Here is a 22377-nt window from a genome sequence, read left to right on the forward strand (position 1 = left end):
TTACCCCCTTATAAGTTCATAATCTACGCATATAGGGTAATTTTTATTTTCACTTAATTGTATTTTCACATCAATTCCATAGATTTCTTTTAAGTTTTCTTTTGTTATAGCTTCCTTAGGAGTGCCCTTGCAAATGATTTTACCTTTTTTAAGCCCAATAATATTACTTGCAAACCTACAGGCATTATTTAGTTCATGTAGAACCATAACAATAGTAATATTTTTTTCTTTATTTAATTTTTCTAATACTTGTAATATTTCAAGTTGGTAAGACATATCTAAATAGGTTGTTGGTTCATCTAACATAATTATCTCTGTTTCTTGGGCTAAGGTCATGGAGATCCAAGCTCTTTGTCTTTGTCCTCCAGATAAATTTTCTATTTCTCTATCTGCAAAATCTTTAAGGCCTGTTTCCTCTATGGCCCAATCTATAATTTCTTTGTCATGAGTATTTAGACCACCTATAGTTTTTTGGTGTGGAAATCTTCCAAAAGCAACTAATTCTTTAACAGTAATTCCACTTGGGCAGACTGGTCCTTGAGGCAGGAAAGCCACTTGAGTTGCTATATTCTTTTCTTTTTGGTTTTTTATGTTTTTTCCATTTATAAAGATTTCTCCGCTTTTAGGCTTTATTACTCTTGCTATACTTTTTAGCAACGTTGATTTTCCGCATCCATTTGCCCCTATAATAATACTTATCTCACCCTTTGGAATTGAAAGGCTCATATCATCTATTATAAGGTTATCTTCATAGGCTACTGATAAATTTTTTACGCTAATAGCTTCCATCTATTTCTCCTTCATCATTAAATAAATAAAATATGGTACTCCAAATATTGATATTGTAATTCCTACTGGTATTTCAATTGGAGAAAATAAATTTCTTGAAACTGCATCTGCAACTAAAATTATAACTACACTTATAATTGCAGATATTACTAGAAAGTTTTTATGATAAGGTCCAACTAACTTCTTTGCTATGTTAGGACATACTAATCCGATAAACCCCACATTGCCTGCAAAGGCTGTTGCACTACCAGCAAGGATAACTGCATAAGTTAAGAACTTTCTTCTTTCTCTATTTAAACTTAGTCCAAGAGCAATTGCATGTTCATCAGATAAATTAAGAACGTCTAATTTTTTGTAATTTAGCAATACTAACATAAACATTAAAGCAACTAATGGAATTATTATTTTGGCATAGTTCCACCCTGCTCCCCAAAGACTTCCAGAGACCCAAATTAATACTCTGTTGTAATCAAATGCTCCCCCTCTAAACGTAAAGAAGGTAATAAAAGCATTTAGTCCTGCATTCATTCCAAGGCCAATAAGTAGTAATCTCTTTGGTCTAATTCCTTTTCTACTTGATAAGAAATAAATTACAATAGCCGAAATCCCTGCACCTAAAATAGCCATAACTGGTAATACAAAAACAGATAAAGCTCCAAGTGTACTATAATAATTTGCAGTTTTAAATGAAATAAAAGTAACTGCTGCCACCGCCGCTCCTGCATTTATACCCATTATACTGGAATCTGCTAGTTCATTTTTTGTTATAGTCTGAAGTAGTCCCCCTGCTGTAGATAAGGCTATACCAACAGAAATTCCAACTAGCAATCTAGGAAGTCTGAGGTCTAAAATTGTTGCCTTTTGAAGTTTAGTTCCCTGTCCTAGTAAAGTTTTTATAATATCTAAAGGTGTTATTCTATAACTTCCCCAGGATAAAAAGATAATTAAAGACGCTAATAATAAAACTAAAAATATTATTGCTGTTATTTTAAATCTTTTTTCCTTCATATTATCCTCTCTCCCTTCTTGCCACAACTATGAAAAATGGAACTCCTATTAAGGCTGTAAATATTCCAATTGGAGTTTCATATGGATTATAAAACATTCTTGCAGCTATATCGGAATAGATTAAAAGCACTGCTCCTAATAGAAAAGAAGAGGGTATATTTTTTCTATAATCTTCTCCTAATATTTTTCTTACTATCTGTGGAACTATGAGCCCAACAAAACCAATATTTTTACCAACAGCTACTGCTGCTGCACACATCGGTATCATAACAAGAAAGGTTATTAATCTTATTCTTTCTGGATTTTCTCCAAGGCTGATTGCCACATCATCCCCTAAACTTAGCACATTTATTTTGTTTGATAGTAAAATAGCTATTATTAAGCCTATAATTCCAACTACTGCAACTAATTTAAAATCTGACCAAGTTGCATTCCTAAAACCTCCAGAAACCCAAAAAGCAATAAATTGAGACTTATTTGATAAAAGCCCTATTACTGTTGTTAGGGAGATAAAGAAAGTACTCATGGCAGTACCTGCCAAAAGTATTTTTGTAATTGAACTATTTTGCCTTTTTCTTAATATAAATCCTATTACTACAGCTCCGCTAAATAATGCTCCCATTAGTGAAGCTATCATAACATTTGTAGTATTTATTGTGATTCCCACAGCATAAAATATTGCTATAACTAAAGTAGCTCCCTGGCTTACTCCAAGAAGAGTGGGTTCTGCTATGGGATTTCTTGTGGCTCCTTGAATCATAGCTCCCGTAACTCCCAAAATACCACCTGTAAACAATACACAGAGTACTCTTGGAATACGTACATCTCTAATTAGCGTAAGTTCAAGGGTTTCACTATAGTTAAAAATGCTATTCCATATTTCTGATATTCCAATATGGGTAACTCCTAGACTTACAGCTAGGAATAACCCGATTATTAGAATAAAAATACTACAAACCACAAAAGTTATTGTATTTTTATTTTTTTGTTCCATTCAACATCCCCTCTATTTGACCTAAAAGTGCTTCCCTACCTATTGAGCTATATCCTTGTACGAAATAAGGTGAAGCGCCTAGTTTAACAACTTTACCTTCTTTTACCGCAGGCAGGCTGTTCCATATTGCATTACCTTCAAGTACCTTAAAATCTTCATCTGTTCCAATAACAAATATATAATCTGATTTTATAGAAGCTAATCCTTCATAAGTTACAACTGGTAAGCTTATATTACTTTGCTCAGGCATACCTACTGGTTTGCTCAATCCCATATCTTGATATAAAACACTACCAAAACCAGCTCCATCAAATACATAAAATTGACCACCACTAGCTAAGAAAGATAGGTAAGTTGTGTCTTTACCATAAGCTTCTTTAATCTTTTCTCCAGCTTCTTTTGATTTTTTATCATAGCTTTCTAACCAAGTTTTTGCAGCTTCTTCTTTATTAAAAACTTTTGCTAAAGCCTTAACATCTTCCTTCCAGTTTAAAGCTTCTAATTTAATCATTACTGTTGGAGCAACTTTACTTAACTGATCATACATTTTTTCTTGTACCGTTGATATTACAATCAAGTCTGGATTCAAACTCATTATTGCTTCAACATCCATAGTATCTTGCATGCTATATCCTAATATTTTAGCGCCTTTTAAGGTGTCCTCTAAATATGTAGGAAATTTTTTATAATCATAAGCATCACTGTTAGCAGTTCCTATTACCTTATATCCTAAAATTGATAAAATATCGCTATTACCACTTAAATCAACTATTCTTTCTGGCTTTGCTGGAATTTCAACTTCTCCTCTAACGTCCGTTACTTTAACAGTTTTGCTTTCTTCTTTTACAGTTGAAGTCTTTGTACTTGAACAACCAACAAAAACCGTTAAAGTTAAACAAGCAGCTAAAAGTGTTTTTAATACCCCATTCTTTTTCATCTTATATCTTCCTTTCGAGATTTGAATCTTTTATATTTCGACAATGCTAATTGTATATGATAATCATTCTCATTTCAATAGTTGCACCTAAGTTGATTATTTTTACATCTTAATTAATTATTTTTCTTGAATAATCATAGATTATTCAATATAATTTCATTTAATCAAGTTAATTTTCTTAGGTAGCAAGCCCTGGAGATACCTAATAATTGTTAATAGTGCAGAAGATATACCCATAGTAATACTGATGCTAAGTAAGTTTCAGATTTGTTTATCTATAGGAGGTAGCTTTTTATGATAGTAAAGTCCAGTGAAGAATTTAAATCTGTAGTTTTAAAAAAATTATCCTTTAGTAAATTTGAAAGTAATAACTATACTTTATATACAAATAAAAATAAACCTCAACTTGGTTACTTAATTAGTTATTCAAGAGATGGTTATTATAATTTAGGTATTGCAGATTATACAATACCTGAGGATTTTTCTATTTCTTTTGATAATCCTGAATTTTTAATGCGTTTTGGCCTAGTTTATAAAGGTGTTACAGAATTTAAAATTGAAAATAGTCCTGTAAATTCTTTTACCCCTTCCTCCTTCTTTGTTATAGAAAAAGATCTAAAGGGCAAGCAAAGGTGGAAAAAAGGTCAACATTTTCATGGTACAGAAATAACTATATATGAAAGTTATTTTAATGAAATAATAAAACCCAACTTTCCAACTATAATGGATTTTGATTCTCTAATGAAAAATTATACTTACATTTATCTACCCTTAAAAATTGTAGAAATTATTCATCAGTTACAGAGTTTAAATAATGAAAATTCCTTAAATAGTATTTATCTAGAAAGTAAAATTTTAGAGTGTATTGCTATTTTAATAAATGAGGTTACTAAGTCCTCTGATAATGCTTTTAATAATCAAATTAACTATGGAAATATCAATATTGGCAATAACAGAATAATAAAACTAACCTCTTCTGATATTCATGCTATTCAAAAAGCCCATGATATTTTAGAAAAAAATTATAATAATCCACCAAATATTGAAGCCTTAAGTAAAATGATATTTTTAAGTGAACAAAAGTTAAAGGCAGGATTTTCAAAGCATTATCATATGTCCATTGGTGAATATACAAATCATATTAGAATGAATGTTGCTGCAAATCTTTTATCTACAACAGATTTAAGTATTGAAGATATATCTCACAAAATTGGCTATAATTATTCGGCAAACTTTTCTAAAATGTTTAAAAAGACCTTTGGGAAAACTCCATTGAAATTTAGAAAAACAAAATGAAGTGAAAACTTGAATCAGATGGAGTTTCAAACCCCATCTAATTCAAGTTTTCACTTTATTCATATCTCAATGCATCAATAGGGTCAAGTTGTGCTGCCTTATTAGCGGGGTAGTAACCAAAGAAAACTCCAATTGCCATGGAAAAAGCAACTGTTAGAATTACTACAGGTACAGAGAAGGAAGGCGACGCCCCCATTAGTGTACTACCTAGAATTCCTAACAATATTCCCAAAATCAATCCGATTAATCCCCCACAAGAGAAATTATCATAGCTTCGGTTATAAACTGCATACGAATGTGGAAATTCTTTGCTCCCAAGGCTTTTCTTGTACCAATTTCTCGAGTTCGTTCTGTAACAGATACCAACATAATATTCATTACCCCTATACCACCAACTAAAAGTGATATAGCAGCAATAACTGCAATAGCTATGGACACTGTAGACATCATGCTAGAAGCCATTTCAATTTGGCTAGACATACTGAATACAGAGGGTTCCCATTTAGCATTTTTCTCATAATACTTTGAAAAGAAACTTTCTATACTACTTTTAAAATCATCAGCGTTAACATCAGACTTGCTCATAATAGTAACGTTTGAGTAATTTTTTATTGTTTTATCTTGTTTAGCTAGAGTGATAGGTACATACATGGATGTTTGAATATCCTTTTCGGAAGAAGTAGATGCTGCAGAAAACATACTTGATTCTTTATACTTATAAGTTCCTACTACTATATATGTTTTTATACCATCTGCACCGTAAAATTTAACCTCTTTTCCCACTGGATTCACACTGTCACCAAAAATGTTTTTTACAAGTTTATCAGAAACTACAGTTACACTTTTTCGTCCAGCCATATCACTATCATTTATAAATCTACCGTTAGTCATTTCCACACTATTAACAGTCATATATCCAGGGTTAACTCCAGATACTGAAACATTTGCATAAAGTCTACCATCTTTAGCTTGACCAGTACCTACCGATTCACTAAGGCTAATTGCTTCAACCTTGTCTTTGAACCTTTCTTGAAAGGCTTCAACCATCTCCTTGGTTATAAGATCTTTATCTTCAGCAGTAGCCCCTCCACTACCACTAGGTCCATCTTTTCCCCGTCCTTTTGGCCCCTGAAACTCACTACCTTTTTCACGAATATTTAACATAAAATTATTGGTACCCATCCCCTGCAACTGTGATGTAATAGACGAGGATAGGGAATTTCCTACGGATATTATTGCAATTACTGATGCTATTCCTATAATTATACCAAGCATGGTTAGAAAGGCACGCATCTTGTTTGCACGCAAGCTTTCTAAAGCCAATAGCATATTTTCCTTTAAGAACATCCTTTTTCACCTCAATTCCCTTTAAGCTATAGGAGTATTTGGTACATCGCTTAATATTATTCCATCCCGAATAGTAATAATTCGCTGAGTCATTTGAGCAACTTCCATACTGTGAGTAATGACTAGTATAGTTTTCTTCTTTTCTTTATGAACTCTTTTAAATATGTCCATAACCATGCTTCCAGTTTTAGAATCAAGAGCTCCTGTAGGTTCATCAGCAAGTATTATGGATGGATCATTAACAAGGGAACGGGCTATTGCAACTCTCTGTTTTTGACCTCCAGAAAGCTCATTTGGCAAGTGATTCACCCTATTGCCCATTCCTACCATTTCAAGTAGTTCTTTTGCACGCCTAGTCCTCTCCTTTGCATGTACTCCTGCATACAGCATGGGTAATTCTACATTCTTCAAAGCACTTGTACGTCCCATTAGGTTAAAGGTTTGAAAAACGAATCCTATTTTTTTACCCCTAATTTCAGAAAGTTGATTTTGCGTCATGCTTTGAACAGGTATACCATCAATAGAGTATTCGCCTGACGTAGGCCGATCAAGAGCACCTATTATATTCATAAAGGTTGACTTACCAGATCCCGATGCCCCTACAAGTGCAACAAATTCACCATCTTCAATTTTTAAATTAATATTATTCAGCACAAGAAGCTCATTAGGAGTATCAATAAAATATTTTTTTACTAGGTTCTTTACTTCAATCATTTTGCTACCTCCTATTTTGATTTTTCAGTACTGTTTTTAGGGTTAATTTCCACGTTCATACCATCTTTTAAATCAGGTGAACTTACTTCTACATACATATCTGTTTCCATTCCTTTTTGAACCTGTATCTTTTTAGAAGTATTTTCTGAGTTACTATCCTTTTGTGATTTTTCGCTTACATATATCCATTGCTTGCCATCTTCTGTAACTATAGCATCATAGGGTACTGAATAAACATTATGCTTTTCATTTAATTTAATAGTTAATCGCACATTCATGCCTATTTTTATGTTCGGATCCTTATCCTTTAATGTAATTTCAGTATCAAACTGGACATTTGATGTGGAAGCTACATTTCCATTCTCATCTTTATTTGCAACTGGTGAAATTTTCGACACAGTGCCTGTAAAATTACTATCTTCTAGGCTGTCAGCTTTTACAACCACCTCTTGTCCAAGTTTTATTTTGTCTATATCATATTCTCCTATTGCTGTAGATACAATTAAGTTGTCTGTATCCTCTACCACAAACAGTAGACCAGCGGCAGGGCCATTTTCTTTTGCGTTAGCAAGTGTAACTATTCCGTCTATAGGTGATGTTATTTTACCATCCTTCAGTGTATTCTTTTGCTTTTCAAGAGCTGCTTTTTGTATTTCAATATTGTTACTTGCTGTGGTTGTATTTTTGCTTTTTTCATTATTTAAAGAAGCTTGTGCTTTGTCATATGAAAGCTGTGCTTTTTTTAGTGCTGATTCCGCTTTTAAAAATTCATCTTGAGAAACTGCACCAGCTTCATAAAGTTTTTTTGTTTTATCATAGGTATCTTGTGCATCTTTTAGCTCCAGTGCAGCTGATTCTGCACTATTAGATGCATTTTGCAAATTATATGCGTTAGAGGACTTCTCATTTTTTAGTGCCTGTTCAGCATTTTTAATATTTAACTCAGCTTGTCTTATGTCATGTTCTAAGGAAGTTGTATCAAGTTCAGCAAGAACATCACCTGCTTTAACCTTATCTCCAACTTTAAAATAAACTTGTTTTACAGGATAATTTGTTAAATTTGAATATACATTTTTAGAATTATTACTTATCATTGTACCGGATACCAGCACAGAATCTAATAGGTCAGCCTTTTTTAATGTGAAATTTTGTACAGCTGTTTTAGTTTGTGCCTTAGATGCAGACACTCTCCATGCTATAACTCCTGCTATTATTACAATTGCAATACCACTAACTATTAATATTTTCTTTTTCATATTAACCTCTCATTCCTTTCACTGTACTCAAGGCAGAAAATTAAGCAGATTAAATTTTTAAACCTGTTCTTTTCAGCTGTATAAATAATATCAAGCAATGTTAAACTGGCAGTCCTAAAAAGTTAAACAGAAGTTAAACTATTTATTAAATAAAAAAACCACTCTTGCAACCTTTGGCAAAAGTGGCTATCATATCATATTTTTTAAACTTTAAAACGATACCCAGCACCCCATACCGTTTCAATATGTATAGGATTTGATGGATCCTTTTCGATTTTTTCTCTTAACCGATTAATATGAACTGCAACAGTCTTGATATCACCGTAAGCATCTATTCCCCAAATTCGCTCATATAACATTTCTTTACTAAAAACAATATCAGGGTTTGTTACTAAGAATAATAGAAGCTCATACTCTTTATTCTTAAACTCAATTTCTTTGCCCTCTATATATACACGATGAGTTTTAGGATTAACCTTTATATTACCAACCTGTATTTTCTCATTCTTAGCTGCTTGACCGGATGTTAGTCTTTCATACTGTGCTAAGTTTGCTTTTACTCTAGCAACAAGCTCTGTAGGCGAAAAAGGTTTTGAAACATAGTCATCAGCACCTAACCCTAGGCCTCTTATTTTATCCACATCTTCAATCTTTGCAGTTACCATGATTATAGGAACATCAACCACTCCTCTTATTTTCTTGCAAATTTCATATCCATCCATACCAGGTAACATTAAATCAAGCAGAATCAAATTATATTCACCAGAGGTTGCTTGTTTTAACCCTTCTATACCATCTTCTACAATATAAGCTTCAAATCCATTTATCTCTAAAAAGTCTCTCTCAATTTCAGCAATAGCTTTGTCATCTTCAATAATCAAAATTTTCTTCAACACTCTTACCTCCTATATCTTTAGGTAGCCTCATTATAATAGCAAGCCCCCCTTCAGGAATGTTCTTTGCCCGTATTGATCCACCCAATTTTTCTAAGATTTTAGCTGTTATAGAAAGGCCTAACCCACTGCCTTTACTGGGATTCGTTCTAGCCCGATCACCTCTATAAAATATATCAAACAACTTTTCAAGTGCCTCATTTGAAACGCCAGGTCCGTTATCTGCCAGCGTAATAGTTACATATTTATCTTCCTCCTGACAGCTAATTTTCATTTGAACACTTTGCTGTGTTTTATATTTCACACTATTTTCTAAAATATTAATGACAGCGTTACGCAGCTGCACAATATCTACCTGAACATAAATATTCTCTACATTTTGTGTCAATGTAATGCTAAGACCCTTTTTGTAGTATTCCTCTGAAAGGTTAGCTACCATATTTGAAAGTTCCTTGCCAATATCTATTTGCTCAAGATAAAATGGAAATTCTCCAATATCTAGCTTAGAAAACAAAAATAGTTGATTTACAATATGTTCCAAATCATTTGCCTTATTTTTTATAGTATCCAAATAGCGTTTTTGAGTTTCGGGCGTTGATGCTATACCCTTTTCTATTCCCTCTACATAAGCCTTTATGGAAGTGAGTGGAGTACGTAAATCATGAGAAATCCCAGCAATCAATTCTTTTCGATTAGCTTCATCCTTTTGTCTTGCTTTTACGGAATCTAAAAGCCTCTGTGCCATTTCATTAAAATCCGAGCAAACACCGGCAAATTCATCTTTTCCGTTATATTCAATATGATAATTTAAATTTCCATCACGGATTTGGTGCACTCCATATACTAGTGTATCTAGAGGCGTTATGATACTTTTAAATACAAACCTCGTTAAAAGTCTATTTGTTAAAAGTATGATAGCAATAATAAAAAAAATCACTATTATACCTAAGTTAATCAAATAACTGCGATAACTATCATAATTTTCAATATTATATCTGATAAAATTGGTGTCCGTTAAAAGTATGCTATATTTACCAATATTTTCTCTATACACAGCGATATTATCTATAATAATAATATGACTGCCACTCTGTGATAGAACAGTATCCAAGATGAGGTCATTTGCACTTGGTGTGGAGGGATATACCAACTCCTTACCTTGATAAATAGATAGAGAAACTTTCGTATTTTTAAGCTTTTCATTGAAACCCCTTATATCACTTTTCATCTGCTGAAGATCAGTACTTTCTGACCACTTATTTACAAGTATACTAGTTCTTTTCATTGAATTATAAAATAGTTCCTCATTATTACCCAAATGTCTTCCATTGTTAATACCAGTTAGCTCCATAAAAACAAACATACTGCCACTAGTTATTATGAAACTGAGGATTACTGGTACTACAAGCATTAAGAAATTAGAAATAAATAAACGTCGTTTAATGTTCAAATAATTCACCTCACTTTATCAATTATACTACAAAATCTTAATGCCCTCTGCCAATAATATGTGTCAGTAAAAAGTCCTATCCTCATTTTCCCAACCTCTTATTTTTTATTTTAATAATAAATACAGTATAAATCACAGATATAAAATAGAAAGAAACCAAAGTTAAACTATTTATAAACTGCCATATAGCTGAGTCCAAAATCAACGAAATAAAAGGAACATTATGGAAGAGTATAATTGAATAGAAACAAAAAAATCCCTTATACTACTAATCTATAATAGTATAAGGGGAAAGGAATCATTCACTGAGATGGGGAAAATTTTATAATGAATCTTTAAGTTTTATGTTCAAAATTGTTTATTTTCTTCTTCCATGCCTTTGTTCGCCAGCTTCAGGCAGGTCATTGACAATAGCCTTAGCATTTTTACCTCCTGCATTAATCAAAGCGTTGGCTACTCCTTCTTTTATACCCATTGAGGAGTAAGTTGCCCCTGACACAGAATCCACATCTGCAGTTTGATTTTTAATAATATTAGAAACTACTGTATTGTAAGCTCTATCGAACCATTTAGCATCATCATTAGTTTGTGTAACCTCTATAGCAGTAATTTGCTGATCTTTCACAGTTACTTCAACTGTCATGTTACCCTTAAAGCCGGTACCGGTTCCCTCATATACCCCATCTGCTATGCCTGAAGCATCTCCGTATCCTGCAGCAGTTTCACCGGCTATTGCAGTTGAGCTTGAGACAGAATTATGACTTGCAAATAAATTAAATAATGAATCTGAATTCATACCTTTATATGCCACAAAGAAGAATGCAGCTGCAGCAAATGCTAGTATTGGTTTTTTTAATGTTTTATTAACGGGAACTATTCCAACCGTTAATGTATTTTTTACAGGGCAGGCAGCGACGCATTCCATACAGTTTATACATTGCAAAGATCTAACCTGACCATAGGAAGCCACATCAATATTCATCGGACAGGCACCGTTGCATCTATTACATCCTACACAAGTTTGCTTATTTCTGATTATAGTAAAAGGCCTTACACTACTTAATAATCCAAATTTTGCTCCTTCAATGCAAAGATAGTTGCAGAAGGGCCTTTCAAAGAACATTGAACTGCCAAGAAATATAAAAATGATAATCCATCCTGTTGCAGTAACTGCTCTACCTCCAAGCAAGACAGTTAAATTTGCACGTGGATCAAAACTCAAAATGTTAAAAATAAAGTCCGCGGTAATTAATATTGTTATAAGTAGCAGAATATATCTAGAAAAAGCGAGAACCTTTTTTAGCTTTGCCGGCATTACATATTTCTTAATGCCTAATTTACTACCAAGTCTCCCAACAATATCCTGAAATGTACCAAAAGGACAAATCCATCCACAAAACACAGGTCCCATAATTATAATGGCTCCTAACAAAATTGAATTAACCATAGGGTAATTAGTAAAAAACCCTATAACAGTCAAAAGAATTCCCAAACCTTGTACAGCGTAGCGTATATATCTACTGTTTTTTCCTTTTATTTTCATAATTTAATTCCTCCCGTTAATTATCTTCATCACATGTATTATGATATAACTTAATCCTTAAATTAACCTTAAATCACAAACACACTTAATGTTTTTATGTGAAGAAACATTCCTCTTATTGTGTTTTAACATTCACTATATCTTATCAGGCTATGTTAAACTCCCAATCTTAAAAAGTTAAACAGAAGGTAAACTGTCTTTTAAAAGTCAGAACCAGAGATATAACCCGTGACATTTGTTACACAAAAAGAACCTGAGCGAACCCAGGCTCTAGACATTTTCTTAATCTTTTTTTGTGAAGGATCATTCCTTTTATTGTACTTTTGGATTAACTACATCCTATCAGGCAGTGAAAATGAAGTAATTTTTATTTTGCTAACATAGTAGACGGAATAACAGCTAAGAAATAACTGGTTAACTGTTCCGGAGACTGTATCATGTCATTTTCCATCCACCATTTGACGGTTTCAACAAAACTGCCTGCCATATGATTAACAACATACTCTTTGGGAATTCCATTTAAACTATCATTTGAGGTAAGTCCAATAAACATCTGTTCCAAGTACATTTTAAATACACTCAAGAACAACTCTCTACTTTCACAGGCGAGAATCCCTTTTATATCCCTTTTACTGTCTTTTAAGTGATATAAAACGTGGGTGATTTTAGCTTCTAGGTCGTTATTGACACAGGAAAAATCATGGGTAGTTTCTGAAATTAGATCTTTGGAGAAGATGTGTTCAAATATATCGCTGCATAATGCCTTCAACAAATCGTCTTTAGTTTCAAAGTGTGAATAAAATGTGCTTCGGCCGATGTTGGCTTCGTCAATAATTTCCTGCACTGTAATTTTAGAATATCTCTTATATGCCAAAAGTGAGCTGAAAGCACTAAATATTGATTCTCTAGTTTTTTGTATTCGTCTATCCATATTCAATCCTCTTTTCGTACAAATAATGATATTTTGTTTGATATCTTACATTTCGTTTTCTTTGATTATTGATGCTTGATAAAAGTCAAGTATAATATATATTGAACACAATGTATGATATCTTACAAATTGTACTTTAGTTCATATAAAAAGTCAAATAAGGGGGAATGAATTATGAAAAAATCTATGGACTTTCTAGCTGGATTTAAAATGACCATAGTTTCTGGTGTTTTCTTAGCGGCCAGTTTAATTTTAATGCTAACTGGGAAAGAAATGCCTGTTGATCCAGCTTGGGTTACAGTTGTGATTTCCGGCTTACCTCTTTTATACCTAGCAATTACAAGATTAGTTTTTCAGAGATGGATTTCATCCGCTCTGCTAATTTCTATGGCTATGGTTGCTTCAATCGCAATTAATGAACTCTTTGCAGCAGGCGAAGTTGCTTTTATTATGGCAATCGGCGCTATTCTTGAAGACATGACTGTTGCTCGTGCTAAAAAAGGTATCAGCAAACTGATTTCACTTGTACCACAGCAAGGCAGAAAATTGATTCAGACAGTTGACGGTATTCGTGAGGAGATTGTCTCTGTTGAACATATATCAACAGATGATATACTTCGTGTTCTTCCAGGTGAAATGATTCCTGTTGATGGCATCATTATGTATGGTAATACCTCTGTTGATCAATCTGTTATGACTGGTGAATCTCTACCTGTAGATAAAAAAGAAAGAGACAGTGTTTTCTGCGGAACAATGAATTGCTATGGATCGATTGACATCTGTGCTACCCAAGTAGGTAAGGATTCGTCTCTGCAAAAAATGATTGATATGGTTAAGGAAGCAGAAAACAAGAAAGCTCCTATGCAGAAAATCGTTGATAAATGGGCAACATGGCTTGTACCTATCGCTCTTCTCATTGCAATAGCTGCATATATCATCACAAATGATATTGTCAGAGCAGTTACAGTATTAGTTGTATTCTGTCCTTGTGCTTTGGCTCTTGCAACACCAACCTCCATTATGGCAGCCATTGGCCAAGCTACTAAACATGGCATACTAATTAAATCCGGTGAAGCGTTAGAATGTATGGGGAATATAGACTGTATCGCCTTTGATAAAACAGGTACTCTTACCTATGGAAATCTGAAAGTATCAGATATTATTTGCCTAGATAAAGCTCTTAGTAATATAGAATTAGTTTCAAAGGCTGCATCTGTTGAAAAGCGATCTGAACACCCTCTCGGAAAATCAATCGTCCAGTACGCTGAAGATAACGGATTTGTTGTTTCTGAAGTGGAGGATTTTCAGATGGTACCCGGTAAAGGAGTAAAGGCAACGATGTCTAGCAAAACAGTGATTTGCGGCAACTCTCTATATATAAAGGAAAACTTCATTGCCGAAACCAATGAAATGCAGAATATCTTAACCAACTTAAGAAATCAAGGCAAGGCAGCTATCATCGTAGCTGAAAATGGTATAATAATCGGAATTATAGCTCTTTCTGATACCATTCGTTCATCAGCAAAAAATGTTATTGAAAAACTTTATGCTATGAATACTGATATTGTTCTCCTTACGGGAGACAATCATCAAGCAGCCAAACATATAGCAAATCAGGTTGGCATCAAGAATGTTCGTGCAGACTTGCTGCCGGCACAAAAAGTATCATGTATTGAAGACTTGCAAAAAGAAGCCAAAATTGTATGCATGATTGGTGATGGTGTGAATGACGCTCCTGCTCTAAAAACAGCGAAAGTTAGTATTGCAATGGGCAGCATGGGAAGCGATATTGCTATAGATGCTGCAGACATTGCTCTGATGAGTGACAACATAGATAAAATACCGTATCTTAAGCGATTATCAAACTCCACTCTTCGCACAATCAAAGGTAACATAACTGCATCTATGGCAATCAATGCCGTAGCTATTGTTCTTTCGGTTTTAGGTCTCTTAACCCCAATTACAGGAGCTTTGGTTCATAATGCTGGATCAGTGTTGGTAGTTTTAAATGCAGCTCTTCTTTATGACAGAAATTTTGACATCTGACCGGATGTGTAAACAAAAAATCCCTTATACTACTAATCCATAGTAGTATAAGGGTAAAGGGGGAATTTACTGCAATGGGGAGAATTTGTGAATTATGTTTATATAAAGTCACTTAGAAACTTTATCAGTCTTCAATTTGATACATGTGACTTGACATTTTACTACAATTTTCAGAACTAAATTCAGGAACAGGCCAGTTTATTTCTGTTTGATGAAATACTCCAACATTATGTTCTCCACTTTCTAAGTATTGATCTCCATTTTTGGTTATTGTAACAGATTTTGATACTGGATATCTAACAGCTACAGGACCTTGTATAGACTGATCATTCTCTTGTCCAAGCTTTCTATCTTTTGGTACGAAGATTCCCTCAAACTCCCATTTACTTGGAGTTGTTTCACCTGAATGCAAAATGTACCAAGACTTATCATAATTACCCGAATCTGTTGCCCTTTTAGGACCATATACTATAATATTTTCATCTGTAGAATTCGTAATTATAGCACTTAAACCTTCATCTGACATTCTTCCGTTATGCTCTTGCGTTGATCTCATACCTAGGTTATCTACCATACTAAGTGCCTCCTTATAGAATAATTATTTTATCTTACGTAGATAATATTCCACAATTTTATTAAATAATACTTTCATTTAAAGCAGGTCAACATAACTAATGTAATAAGTCTTTTTCATGAGATTAATAATGAAGCAAAAAAAGAAAGTCTGTGTCGAGAGTTAACACAGACCACCTGTAAATTAAATAATTAATCGAAAAATTTACCCAAAAGAACCACAAATACTTTATACATGAACTCTATTCCGATTTAGCGCCATTATCAGCATAATAATCAAACTTGCTGCAATGAATACTCCTCCAGTCATATAATAATACACTAAATAGGTAGAGTTTGTACCGGCAATTTCAAATATACCCTTAAGCAGGCTAGCAAAGGTCAGTGTAGCAATTCCCGAATTATGGACATTTAAAAATACCCGGCAACCAGTGAATTTAGTAATATGAGGGATAAGCCTCTGAATTATGAAACAGAACAGCGCACCGCCCAGTAGCGGATATAAAAACATCCAGGTCATTGCCGCTGAATCTACCCCATGAGCAAAAATACCATAAACCTTATCCACAACTATAGCTACTACTGACAATATCAAGTAGGCCCATATAGTTTTTCTAAGCTGTTTTTCATTATTTTTCTTATTAATATCCAATATAGACAATGTCGCTCACCTTTCTTTCTCCAATACTTTTTCCGCTTGTAGGATTATTTACAACTTCTCCATTAAAGTACATGGTTGAGGATCCTCCGCCGTCCAAATTATATGCTACAGTACAGCCTCTTTCCTGAAACTCCTGTGCGAGCTGTAGAAGTGAAAGCCCTGCACTCTCACTAGTACGGCCATCGGATACAATTACAATATAATGAAGCTCGGAAATCTGGCCAATTGCAGTTCTTGGATTACTTGATTTTGCTTGCCCTACTTCACTGGAGCTGTTTACAACAATTTTACCATCTACCACAAGTCCGGGTCCAAAGGATAATACCTGCCACGCTCCCTTATCACTTAACGAATCTAAACTTACCTCCCCTTCTTGAACAACGGATAAATTTCCGTCCTTGTCTATAACCAGTGCATCATTATCTCCGCTCCTAGCTGTCTCCCTGTATTCTACACCGTTACGCAACACGTAACCGCCATCTCTAAATCCGTAATAATCTCCATTTATAGCAAAGATAGCTTTGTTATCCTCTGCCATATCAGAGGTTGTTGCTGTTATATTTCGACCGTAGGTATTATTTGCAAGGGCTGTTTTCAGGTATGATGGATCAGAAACCTGAATATCCGCAATATAGATGTTTGAGTCATACTTACGTACAGTTTCAATGGAAATTTTAATATTTTCATCCTCGTAGGATTTATCTGTAACGACAGCCCCCGACTGGGATGCTGGCTTTGTTGAGGCTTCTTTTGAGGATGATGTCACTGTTGAACCTGAAGATACTGTCGATGATGTTTTTGAAGATACTGATACTGCCGAAGTATTAGCAATTGATTTTGGCAGTACGAAAGTATCTAGCATTGTAAAGGTAACGGCCCCTGTTATTATAATGGAGTAAATAGCCGCCCATCTATAGGGTTTAGATAGAAATTTTTTCATTTCTTAATTTCATCCTTTCTTATTGAAGATTTAGATTAGAAAAGTTCCAAAATAGCAAGAACTTTCATCATTGTTTCCATGTATTCATTATAGTTTCTGAACCTTAAGCAAACCTTAAATAAATGTAGAAAAAAAGATATGCTTTGTAGCATACCCTTTAATCGTATTAAGATATCTTTAAATTACGTTTTCTCTTAAGAAACCATAAGACACAGAAAACAAAAAATGTTAATCCTAAAATTGTATAAGTGATACTTGAATAAACACTCATAAAATCTAAAACACTTTGCCAGGATTCACCAAGGATAGCTCCCGCAGATACAAGTACTATATTCCAGATCAGAGTTCCAGCCGTTGTGTAAAGTAAAAAGAGATTAAACTTCATATTTTCCATCCCAGCAGGAATTGAAATCAGACTTCTAACTAAAGGAATCATTCTGCAGAAGAATATAGCTTTATATCCATAACGAGCAAACCATGAGTTAGCCTTTTGGATATCGCTTACCTTAACTCTAAGAATATTCCCAAAGCAGCTTATTATTTTTTCTAGTTTATTCACATTAAGAAGCCTGCCTATGCCATAAAGTATCGCAGCTCCAGCTACGGAACCGGCTGTGGCAGATGTAACTACTCCTATAACAGTCATATCTGTATTTGTGGTCATAAATCCTCCAAAAGTAAGAATTACTTCTGAAGGTATGGGTGGGAAAACATTCTCAAGTAAAATCATTAGAAAAGTACCTAGGTACCCAAATTGCTCCATAAAGTTTATAATCCAATTTTCCATATTATTGCTCTCCATTGATAAATCCATCTTAACTTAATAACCTTAAACTAAGCTTAAATTTCAAAAACTTATTTTACCTCAATTCCATCTATAATGATTAACAAACAGTGAACTGTTGTATATATAAGAAAACATGGAAAAAGGTGATTTAAAATAATTAAAAATTACTTTAAATCACCTTCGTTCCACTAGAGATTATTTAAGTATAGAAATTTACTCTTAAGGACTTTAATTGGAAATCATATTTAATCAACCTTTTAATTGTATGGATTACAATTTTGTATATAGTCATAAAAAAATACCTGCAGCAGCTGCTACAGGCAAAGGAGTGTAAAATAATCCGACTTTCAAATAATTAAAATGAGATTATTTTTTATATGTGACACTTGAAATACACTTTTTAAATCTTCTCTTCTTTTATATGATTCTTGTACCCCTAAGCGTTTTATTTATCTTAATACAATATTATCATCGGAAATCAATACAATCAACACTTTAATTGTATGGAGTACAATTTTGTAAATATGTCTAAAAAACACCTGAAGCAGTCACTATAGGTATCAGAATGAAATATAATTTTTATGCAATTTTATCCTTGAAAATACATATAATTAATGATAAAATTGTATGCATTACAATTTTGGAGGTGCAGTATGCCAGTAAATTCATTTGATACTTACCCTATGTCATGGAAACCTAACAAAAATGAACTAAAACGTCCAGTTTATTTATCACTTGCTTCCCTATTGGAGCAGGATATCACAAGTGGCTTTTTAGCTCCTGGCACAAAGTTACCTCCTCAACGAGAATTAGCGGATTTTCTTGATATAAACTTTACGACAATTACTCGTGCATATAAAATATGCGAGCTCAAGGGACTAATCTACGCTGTCACTGGAAGTGGAACATTTGTTGCTCCAAATGCTGCTCAGTCTATCACCATTTCCACAGATAGAATTCCACACGAATGTATTGATCTTGGCTTTGTTGCTTCTTTCGAACAGACTAATAATATTGTATCTGAAATCACAAAAAAAGTTGCTAAAAAAAGCTATTTAGAAAGGTTATTCAATTACAATGATCCCTCAGGTATTCCTCATCATAAAAAAGCAGGACTAAACTGGATGGAGCCTTTTGGTATCTATTCTGATCCGGAACACATGTCCATTGCTTCTGGCATTCAGAACGCAGTAACAATTGCGACAATTGCACTGTTTGAACCAGGAAACCGAATTGCCACAGATTTATATACCTATTCCAACTTTATTGAGTTAGCTAAAATGTTGCACATTCAGTTGGTTCCCATTCCAGGTGATCAGCACGGAATGCTTCCAGATGAATTGGAAAATCAGTGCCGTAATACGGATATCTATGGTATTTATCTGATGCCTTCCTGCTGTAATCCTACTACAATAATGATCTCTGATGCTCGGAAGCATGAGTTGGCATCTGTCATTCGTAAATACAATCTCATTTTGTTAGAAGATGACTTTCATGGGTTTTTGACTGCTGGAATTATCCCAGATTACAAACAGCCTATGTTTAATCTTCTACCAGAACAAACCGTTTATATTTGTGGTACTTCCAAATCTATCTGTTCAGGATTACGTGTAGCATATATGGTATATGGAGATAATTTTCGCACTAAAATTTTGGAAGCTATGTTCAATATAAATGTTAAAACATCTTCTTTGGATGCAGAAATTATTACCGAACTAATTCTGTCCGGCAAGGCTTTGGATATTGTTTCTCAAAAGAAACAATTGTTACAGGCTGCGAATGCAATTTATAAGGAGTGTTTTTCAGAATATGAACTTATGGGACATCCCCTTAGCTTTTATCGCTGGCTTCCATTGAAAAAGCAATATGATGCAACCCATCTAGAGTCGAATTTGGAACGACTGGGCATTCATGTTTTTCATTCTAACCGGTTTCTTAGTGGAAAAACATCATCTAATCACTATCTACGCGTTGCTCTTTCATCTGCAACAACATTTGATGAGCTGAAAGCAGGATTAGAAACTTTAAAACAATCTCTAATTTAATAATAGAAAAGAACGAACTCAACTTGTTCGTTCTTTTCTATTTCTACAGGTTGTATATGTAATATTTTTATGTATTTGTTCGCACAATAATATATATCAATTGCCTAATTACAAATAATTTTTTTCGTTCTATATTTATTTCTTAGGAGGTGTTTATCTTGATGACATGTAAAACCTGGCAAGACGTTCTCATAGAAAAAGGCTTTGACCCTGTTCTTTCTAAATCCTTCATAGGCTTTATATCATGGAACAAAGGTGAGAAGTTTACTAAGCTTGGAAAAGAGCTAACAGAACTCCTTTTAGACCATAGAGGAAGCGTGTTTATCAAAGATGTATCAAGTAGTAAATATAATGATACAGGACTTGTACTTTTTAACACTGATATATCTGAAGATGTTGCAGATGAAGTATTTGAAGCTATCATGGATTACGAACAAAATAATGTCTATGATACATTATTATAGAATTTGTAACAAGTATTATTTTAAGGGAGATAAGTTAATGTAGTAAAACAAATTAACCTATCTCTTTTTTAATTCATCTACCATATTAAAGACTTCTTCATCAGTGGTTTGTTCAAAGCTCTCATAATATAAGCCCACAGCATAAAATTCATTAGGTATAAGTAGGCATATGACCTCATCTACAATTTTCTCTAGCAAGGAAACTGTATCTTGTGGTGCTACTGGTACTGCTAGAATAATTTTTTTTGCATCATGCTCTTTAATTGATTTTATAGCAGCTTGTATTGTAAAACCAGTTGCAATTCCATCATCAATAATTATTACTGTTTTATTTCTTACATCAGGAAAATTCTCATTTCCTTTATATTTATTTAATCTTCTTTTAATTTCTTCTATTTGTTCAGATATTTCTTTTTCGATATACTCTTGGGATATATTTAGAATATCTATATGTTCTTCATTTAAAAGATATGTTCCATCCAAAGATACAGCACCAATGGCAATTTCTTTATTCTGGGGTAAGCCAATTTTTCTTGGAATAATTAAATCCCATTGGAATCCAAACTTTTTTATAGTTTCATATGCTGCTACTATTCCCCCTCTTGGGATAGCAAGAACAATAGGGTTTTCATCTTTAAATTTCTCAAGTTCTACAGAAAGCTTTTCTCCAGCATCCTTTCTATCTACAAACATATTATCAACTCTTTCTTAATTTATATAAATTTAGTTTAAGTTGAAACTACAGAATTATTCAAAAAATTTTTATTTAATTGAGTATTTAATTACTCCCAAATACTTATCTAAAAATTTATAGAATTTTATCCTTTGTTTCTACATGCTTCACAACGGTCCCCTAAAAAACGATCTAATCGAGTAAGTTTTTTATAATTTATAGCTTCACTAGGATCAGCATGTATTACCTTTTCTAGGCAGTGAGAGCATATTTTCTTCCCTGCTGCATTAATCAAAGCCTTAGGAAGTCCTAATTTGCTTAGTCTTGTCTCTCTATCTATAACATTAATTTCTTCTATATCTACTGCATCATTTCCAACTACAACTAACCCAACCTCACCTTTAAATTTGGGGTTGCTTATAACCTTGCAAGGTTTCCCCAATTCTCTAGCTAAATTTTCGTATTTTCCACTAAAATAGCTAGCGATGGAGCCATTGATAATCATCTTAACAGACCTCTTGTCTTTTAAGGCATCGATTATTTCTGGATAGATGCTATGTTCTTCTATTTGCTTTTTGGTAAGAAGCCTTATAACTCGCTCCTTAAACTCTCCCAGGTAATGAATTTTTTCATCATATTTCAGCTCTGGAGACCCATGCATACTATTTGATAGTATTTTATCCTGTTCACTTTTGTTCATCCATTTACTAATAGCTTCTGATTGAGATTCTTGTTCTAGCATGCCTTAGCTCCTTTCGTATATATTCTAATATAGCTTTGTCTTAAGATTTATCTATTATACTTTTCAATGTTATATTTAAATACTATACTAAATTTTCAAACTTTCTTCTTAATATCAAAATAAAGGACCTACACTCTAAACAAGAAATGCAGGCCTTAATTGTTACTATAAAATTCTTAAAGTAAGGGGTAAATTATATTCTACACAATTTTAAAATAAATATACTATGAATTTATCCGATGACTACCCGCTCTAATACTCCCATCTTCTTCAAAGTGTACGTTGCGA

General features: G+C 33.4%; 20 protein-coding genes and 1 pseudogene. 4 read left to right on the forward strand and 17 right to left on the reverse strand.

Annotated elements, in window-relative coordinates:
- Genes CLMAG_RS26185 through CLMAG_RS26200 form a run of 4 tightly spaced genes read right to left on the reverse strand, consistent with a single transcriptional unit; the run spans nucleotide 1 to nucleotide 3728 of the window.
- Entirely contained in the window at nucleotides 1-789 is a 789-nt protein-coding gene (locus CLMAG_RS26185; protein WP_066629848.1) for an ABC transporter ATP-binding protein, read from the reverse strand.
- Entirely contained in the window at nucleotides 790-1797 is a 1008-nt protein-coding gene (locus CLMAG_RS26190) for a FecCD family ABC transporter permease (protein WP_066629850.1), read from the reverse strand. It abuts the gene before it with no gap.
- Nucleotide 1798: 1 nt separating this feature from the next.
- Nucleotides 1799-2791: a FecCD family ABC transporter permease gene (locus CLMAG_RS26195; protein WP_066629853.1), complete on the reverse strand. Its 993-nt coding sequence runs from the start codon at nucleotides 2789-2791 to the stop codon at nucleotides 1799-1801.
- Nucleotides 2775-3728 (reverse strand): ABC transporter substrate-binding protein, encoded by a 954-nt coding sequence (locus CLMAG_RS26200; protein ID WP_066629856.1) that lies wholly within the window; start codon nucleotides 3726-3728, stop codon nucleotides 2775-2777. The genes CLMAG_RS26195 and CLMAG_RS26200 overlap by 17 nt, the downstream gene beginning before the upstream one ends.
- 294 nt (nucleotides 3729-4022) lie before the next feature.
- On the opposite strand from CLMAG_RS26200, the gene CLMAG_RS26205 reads away from it, so the two are divergent.
- A complete protein-coding gene (locus tag CLMAG_RS26205; protein ID WP_066629859.1) occupies nucleotides 4023-5024 on the forward strand; it encodes a helix-turn-helix domain-containing protein in 1002 nt (333 codons plus the stop codon).
- Between the two features lie 55 nt (nucleotides 5025-5079).
- Here CLMAG_RS26205 and CLMAG_RS26210 read toward each other — a convergent pair.
- The 7 genes and pseudogenes from CLMAG_RS26210 to CLMAG_RS26240 form a co-directional block, all read right to left on the reverse strand.
- Nucleotides 5080-6371 (reverse strand): annotated as a pseudogene (locus tag CLMAG_RS26210) (ABC transporter permease).
- 21 nt (nucleotides 6372-6392) lie between these two features.
- The gene (locus CLMAG_RS26215; protein ID WP_066629863.1) at nucleotides 6393-7085 is read right to left on the reverse strand and encodes an ABC transporter ATP-binding protein; all 693 of its coding nucleotides are present in this window, start codon (nucleotides 7083-7085) and stop codon (nucleotides 6393-6395) included.
- An 11-nt stretch (nucleotides 7086-7096) separates the two neighbouring features.
- Complete coding sequence (locus CLMAG_RS26220; protein ID WP_066629865.1) at nucleotides 7097-8341, reverse strand: efflux RND transporter periplasmic adaptor subunit; 1245 nt, start codon at nucleotides 8339-8341, stop codon at nucleotides 7097-7099.
- 203 nt (nucleotides 8342-8544) lie between these two features.
- Entirely contained in the window at nucleotides 8545-9234 is a 690-nt protein-coding gene (locus CLMAG_RS26225) for a response regulator transcription factor (RefSeq protein ID WP_066629867.1), read from the reverse strand.
- Entirely contained in the window at nucleotides 9212-10462 is a 1251-nt protein-coding gene (locus tag CLMAG_RS26230; RefSeq protein ID WP_242873143.1) for a sensor histidine kinase, read from the reverse strand. The genes CLMAG_RS26225 and CLMAG_RS26230 overlap by 23 nt, the downstream gene beginning before the upstream one ends.
- A 580-nt stretch (nucleotides 10463-11042) precedes the next feature.
- A complete protein-coding gene (locus tag CLMAG_RS26235) occupies nucleotides 11043-12227 on the reverse strand; it encodes an FMN-binding protein (RefSeq protein WP_066629870.1) in 1185 nt (394 codons plus the stop codon).
- 367 nt (nucleotides 12228-12594) lie between these two features.
- Entirely contained in the window at nucleotides 12595-13158 is a 564-nt protein-coding gene (locus tag CLMAG_RS26240; protein WP_066629872.1) for a TetR/AcrR family transcriptional regulator, read from the reverse strand.
- 174 nt (nucleotides 13159-13332) lie between these two features.
- Between CLMAG_RS26240 and CLMAG_RS26245 the strand changes: the two genes are divergently transcribed.
- Nucleotides 13333-15204 (forward strand): heavy metal translocating P-type ATPase, encoded by a 1872-nt coding sequence (locus CLMAG_RS26245; protein ID WP_066629873.1) that lies wholly within the window; start codon nucleotides 13333-13335, stop codon nucleotides 15202-15204.
- Nucleotides 15205-15328: 124 nt separating this feature from the next.
- Here the strand turns inward: CLMAG_RS26245 and CLMAG_RS26250 are convergent, their stop codons facing one another.
- The 4 genes from CLMAG_RS26250 to CLMAG_RS26265 all read right to left on the reverse strand — a co-directional run bounded on the left by CLMAG_RS26250 (nucleotide 15329) and on the right by CLMAG_RS26265 (nucleotide 18165).
- Nucleotides 15329-15778, reverse strand: coding sequence for a hypothetical protein (locus CLMAG_RS26250; RefSeq protein ID WP_242873144.1), 450 nt, complete (start codon nucleotides 15776-15778; stop codon nucleotides 15329-15331).
- Between the two features lie 228 nt (nucleotides 15779-16006).
- On the reverse strand, nucleotides 16007-16429 hold the full coding sequence (locus tag CLMAG_RS26255; RefSeq protein ID WP_161487039.1) for a hypothetical protein: 423 nt from the start codon (nucleotides 16427-16429) through the stop codon (nucleotides 16007-16009).
- Nucleotides 16419-17378 (reverse strand): phosphodiester glycosidase family protein, encoded by a 960-nt coding sequence (locus tag CLMAG_RS26260; protein WP_066629876.1) that lies wholly within the window; start codon nucleotides 17376-17378, stop codon nucleotides 16419-16421. Before CLMAG_RS26260 ends, CLMAG_RS26255 begins: the two co-directional genes overlap by 11 nt.
- 166 nt (nucleotides 17379-17544) lie before the next feature.
- Nucleotides 17545-18165 carry a DedA family protein gene (locus tag CLMAG_RS26265; RefSeq protein ID WP_066629879.1) on the reverse strand — a complete coding sequence of 207 codons (621 nt, stop codon included), beginning with the start codon at nucleotides 18163-18165 and terminating at the stop codon, nucleotides 17545-17547.
- Nucleotides 18166-18818: 653 nt separating this feature from the next.
- Between CLMAG_RS26265 and CLMAG_RS26270 the strand changes: the two genes are divergently transcribed.
- Together CLMAG_RS26270 and CLMAG_RS26275 are read left to right on the forward strand one after the other, a co-directional pair.
- Nucleotides 18819-20210 carry an aminotransferase-like domain-containing protein gene (locus CLMAG_RS26270; protein ID WP_066629884.1) on the forward strand — a complete coding sequence of 464 codons (1392 nt, stop codon included), beginning with the start codon at nucleotides 18819-18821 and terminating at the stop codon, nucleotides 20208-20210.
- A 158-nt stretch (nucleotides 20211-20368) separates the two neighbouring features.
- A complete protein-coding gene (locus CLMAG_RS26275) occupies nucleotides 20369-20674 on the forward strand; it encodes a hypothetical protein (protein WP_139264281.1) in 306 nt (101 codons plus the stop codon).
- Nucleotides 20675-20731: 57 nt separating this feature from the next.
- On the opposite strand, the gene CLMAG_RS26280 is transcribed toward CLMAG_RS26275, so the two are convergent.
- Complete coding sequence (locus CLMAG_RS26280) at nucleotides 20732-21367, reverse strand: phosphoribosyltransferase (protein ID WP_066629888.1); 636 nt, start codon at nucleotides 21365-21367, stop codon at nucleotides 20732-20734.
- 125 nt (nucleotides 21368-21492) lie between these two features.
- Complete coding sequence (locus CLMAG_RS26285) at nucleotides 21493-22089, reverse strand: YueI family protein (RefSeq protein ID WP_066629890.1); 597 nt, start codon at nucleotides 22087-22089, stop codon at nucleotides 21493-21495.
- Between the last annotated feature and the right edge of the window lie 288 nt (nucleotides 22090-22377).

It is taken from the genome of Clostridium magnum DSM 2767, assembly GCF_001623875.1.
Classification (GTDB): Bacteria; Bacillota; Clostridia; order Clostridiales; family Clostridiaceae; genus Clostridium_AM; species Clostridium_AM magnum.

Excerpts from the sequence above, each read along its gene's own strand:
- CLMAG_RS26185 (WP_066629848.1), bottom strand. The coding sequence starts at position 789 with ATGGAAGCTATTAGCGTAAAAAATTTATCAGTAGCCTATGAAGATAAC.
- CLMAG_RS26190 (WP_066629850.1), bottom strand. The coding sequence starts at position 1,797 with ATGAAGGAAAAAAGATTTAAAATAACAGCAATAATATTTTTAGTTTTA.
- CLMAG_RS26195 (WP_066629853.1), bottom strand. The coding sequence starts at position 2,791 with ATGGAACAAAAAAATAAAAATACAATAACTTTTGTGGTTTGTAGTATT.
- CLMAG_RS26200 (WP_066629856.1), bottom strand. The coding sequence starts at position 3,728 with ATGAAAAAGAATGGGGTATTAAAAACACTTTTAGCTGCTTGTTTAACT.
- CLMAG_RS26205 (WP_066629859.1), top strand. The coding sequence starts at position 4,023 with ATGATAGTAAAGTCCAGTGAAGAATTTAAATCTGTAGTTTTAAAAAAA.
- CLMAG_RS26215 (WP_066629863.1), bottom strand. The coding sequence starts at position 7,085 with ATGATTGAAGTAAAGAACCTAGTAAAAAAATATTTTATTGATACTCCT.
- CLMAG_RS26220 (WP_066629865.1), bottom strand. The coding sequence starts at position 8,341 with ATGAAAAAGAAAATATTAATAGTTAGTGGTATTGCAATTGTAATAATA.
- CLMAG_RS26230 (WP_242873143.1), bottom strand. The coding sequence starts at position 10,462 with ATGAAAAGTGATATAAGGGGTTTCAATGAAAAGCTTAAAAATACGAAA.
- CLMAG_RS26235 (WP_066629870.1), bottom strand. The coding sequence starts at position 12,227 with ATGAAAATAAAAGGAAAAAACAGTAGATATATACGCTACGCTGTACAA.
- CLMAG_RS26240 (WP_066629872.1), bottom strand. The coding sequence starts at position 13,158 with ATGGATAGACGAATACAAAAAACTAGAGAATCAATATTTAGTGCTTTC.
- CLMAG_RS26245 (WP_066629873.1), top strand. The coding sequence starts at position 13,333 with ATGAAAAAATCTATGGACTTTCTAGCTGGATTTAAAATGACCATAGTT.
- CLMAG_RS26250 (WP_242873144.1), bottom strand. The coding sequence starts at position 15,778 with ATGGTAGATAACCTAGGTATGAGATCAACGCAAGAGCATAACGGAAGA.
- CLMAG_RS26260 (WP_066629876.1), bottom strand. The coding sequence starts at position 17,378 with ATGAAAAAATTTCTATCTAAACCCTATAGATGGGCGGCTATTTACTCC.
- CLMAG_RS26265 (WP_066629879.1), bottom strand. The coding sequence starts at position 18,165 with ATGGAAAATTGGATTATAAACTTTATGGAGCAATTTGGGTACCTAGGT.
- CLMAG_RS26270 (WP_066629884.1), top strand. The coding sequence starts at position 18,819 with ATGCCAGTAAATTCATTTGATACTTACCCTATGTCATGGAAACCTAAC.
- CLMAG_RS26280 (WP_066629888.1), bottom strand. The coding sequence starts at position 21,367 with ATGTTTGTAGATAGAAAGGATGCTGGAGAAAAGCTTTCTGTAGAACTT.
- CLMAG_RS26285 (WP_066629890.1), bottom strand. The coding sequence starts at position 22,089 with ATGCTAGAACAAGAATCTCAATCAGAAGCTATTAGTAAATGGATGAAC.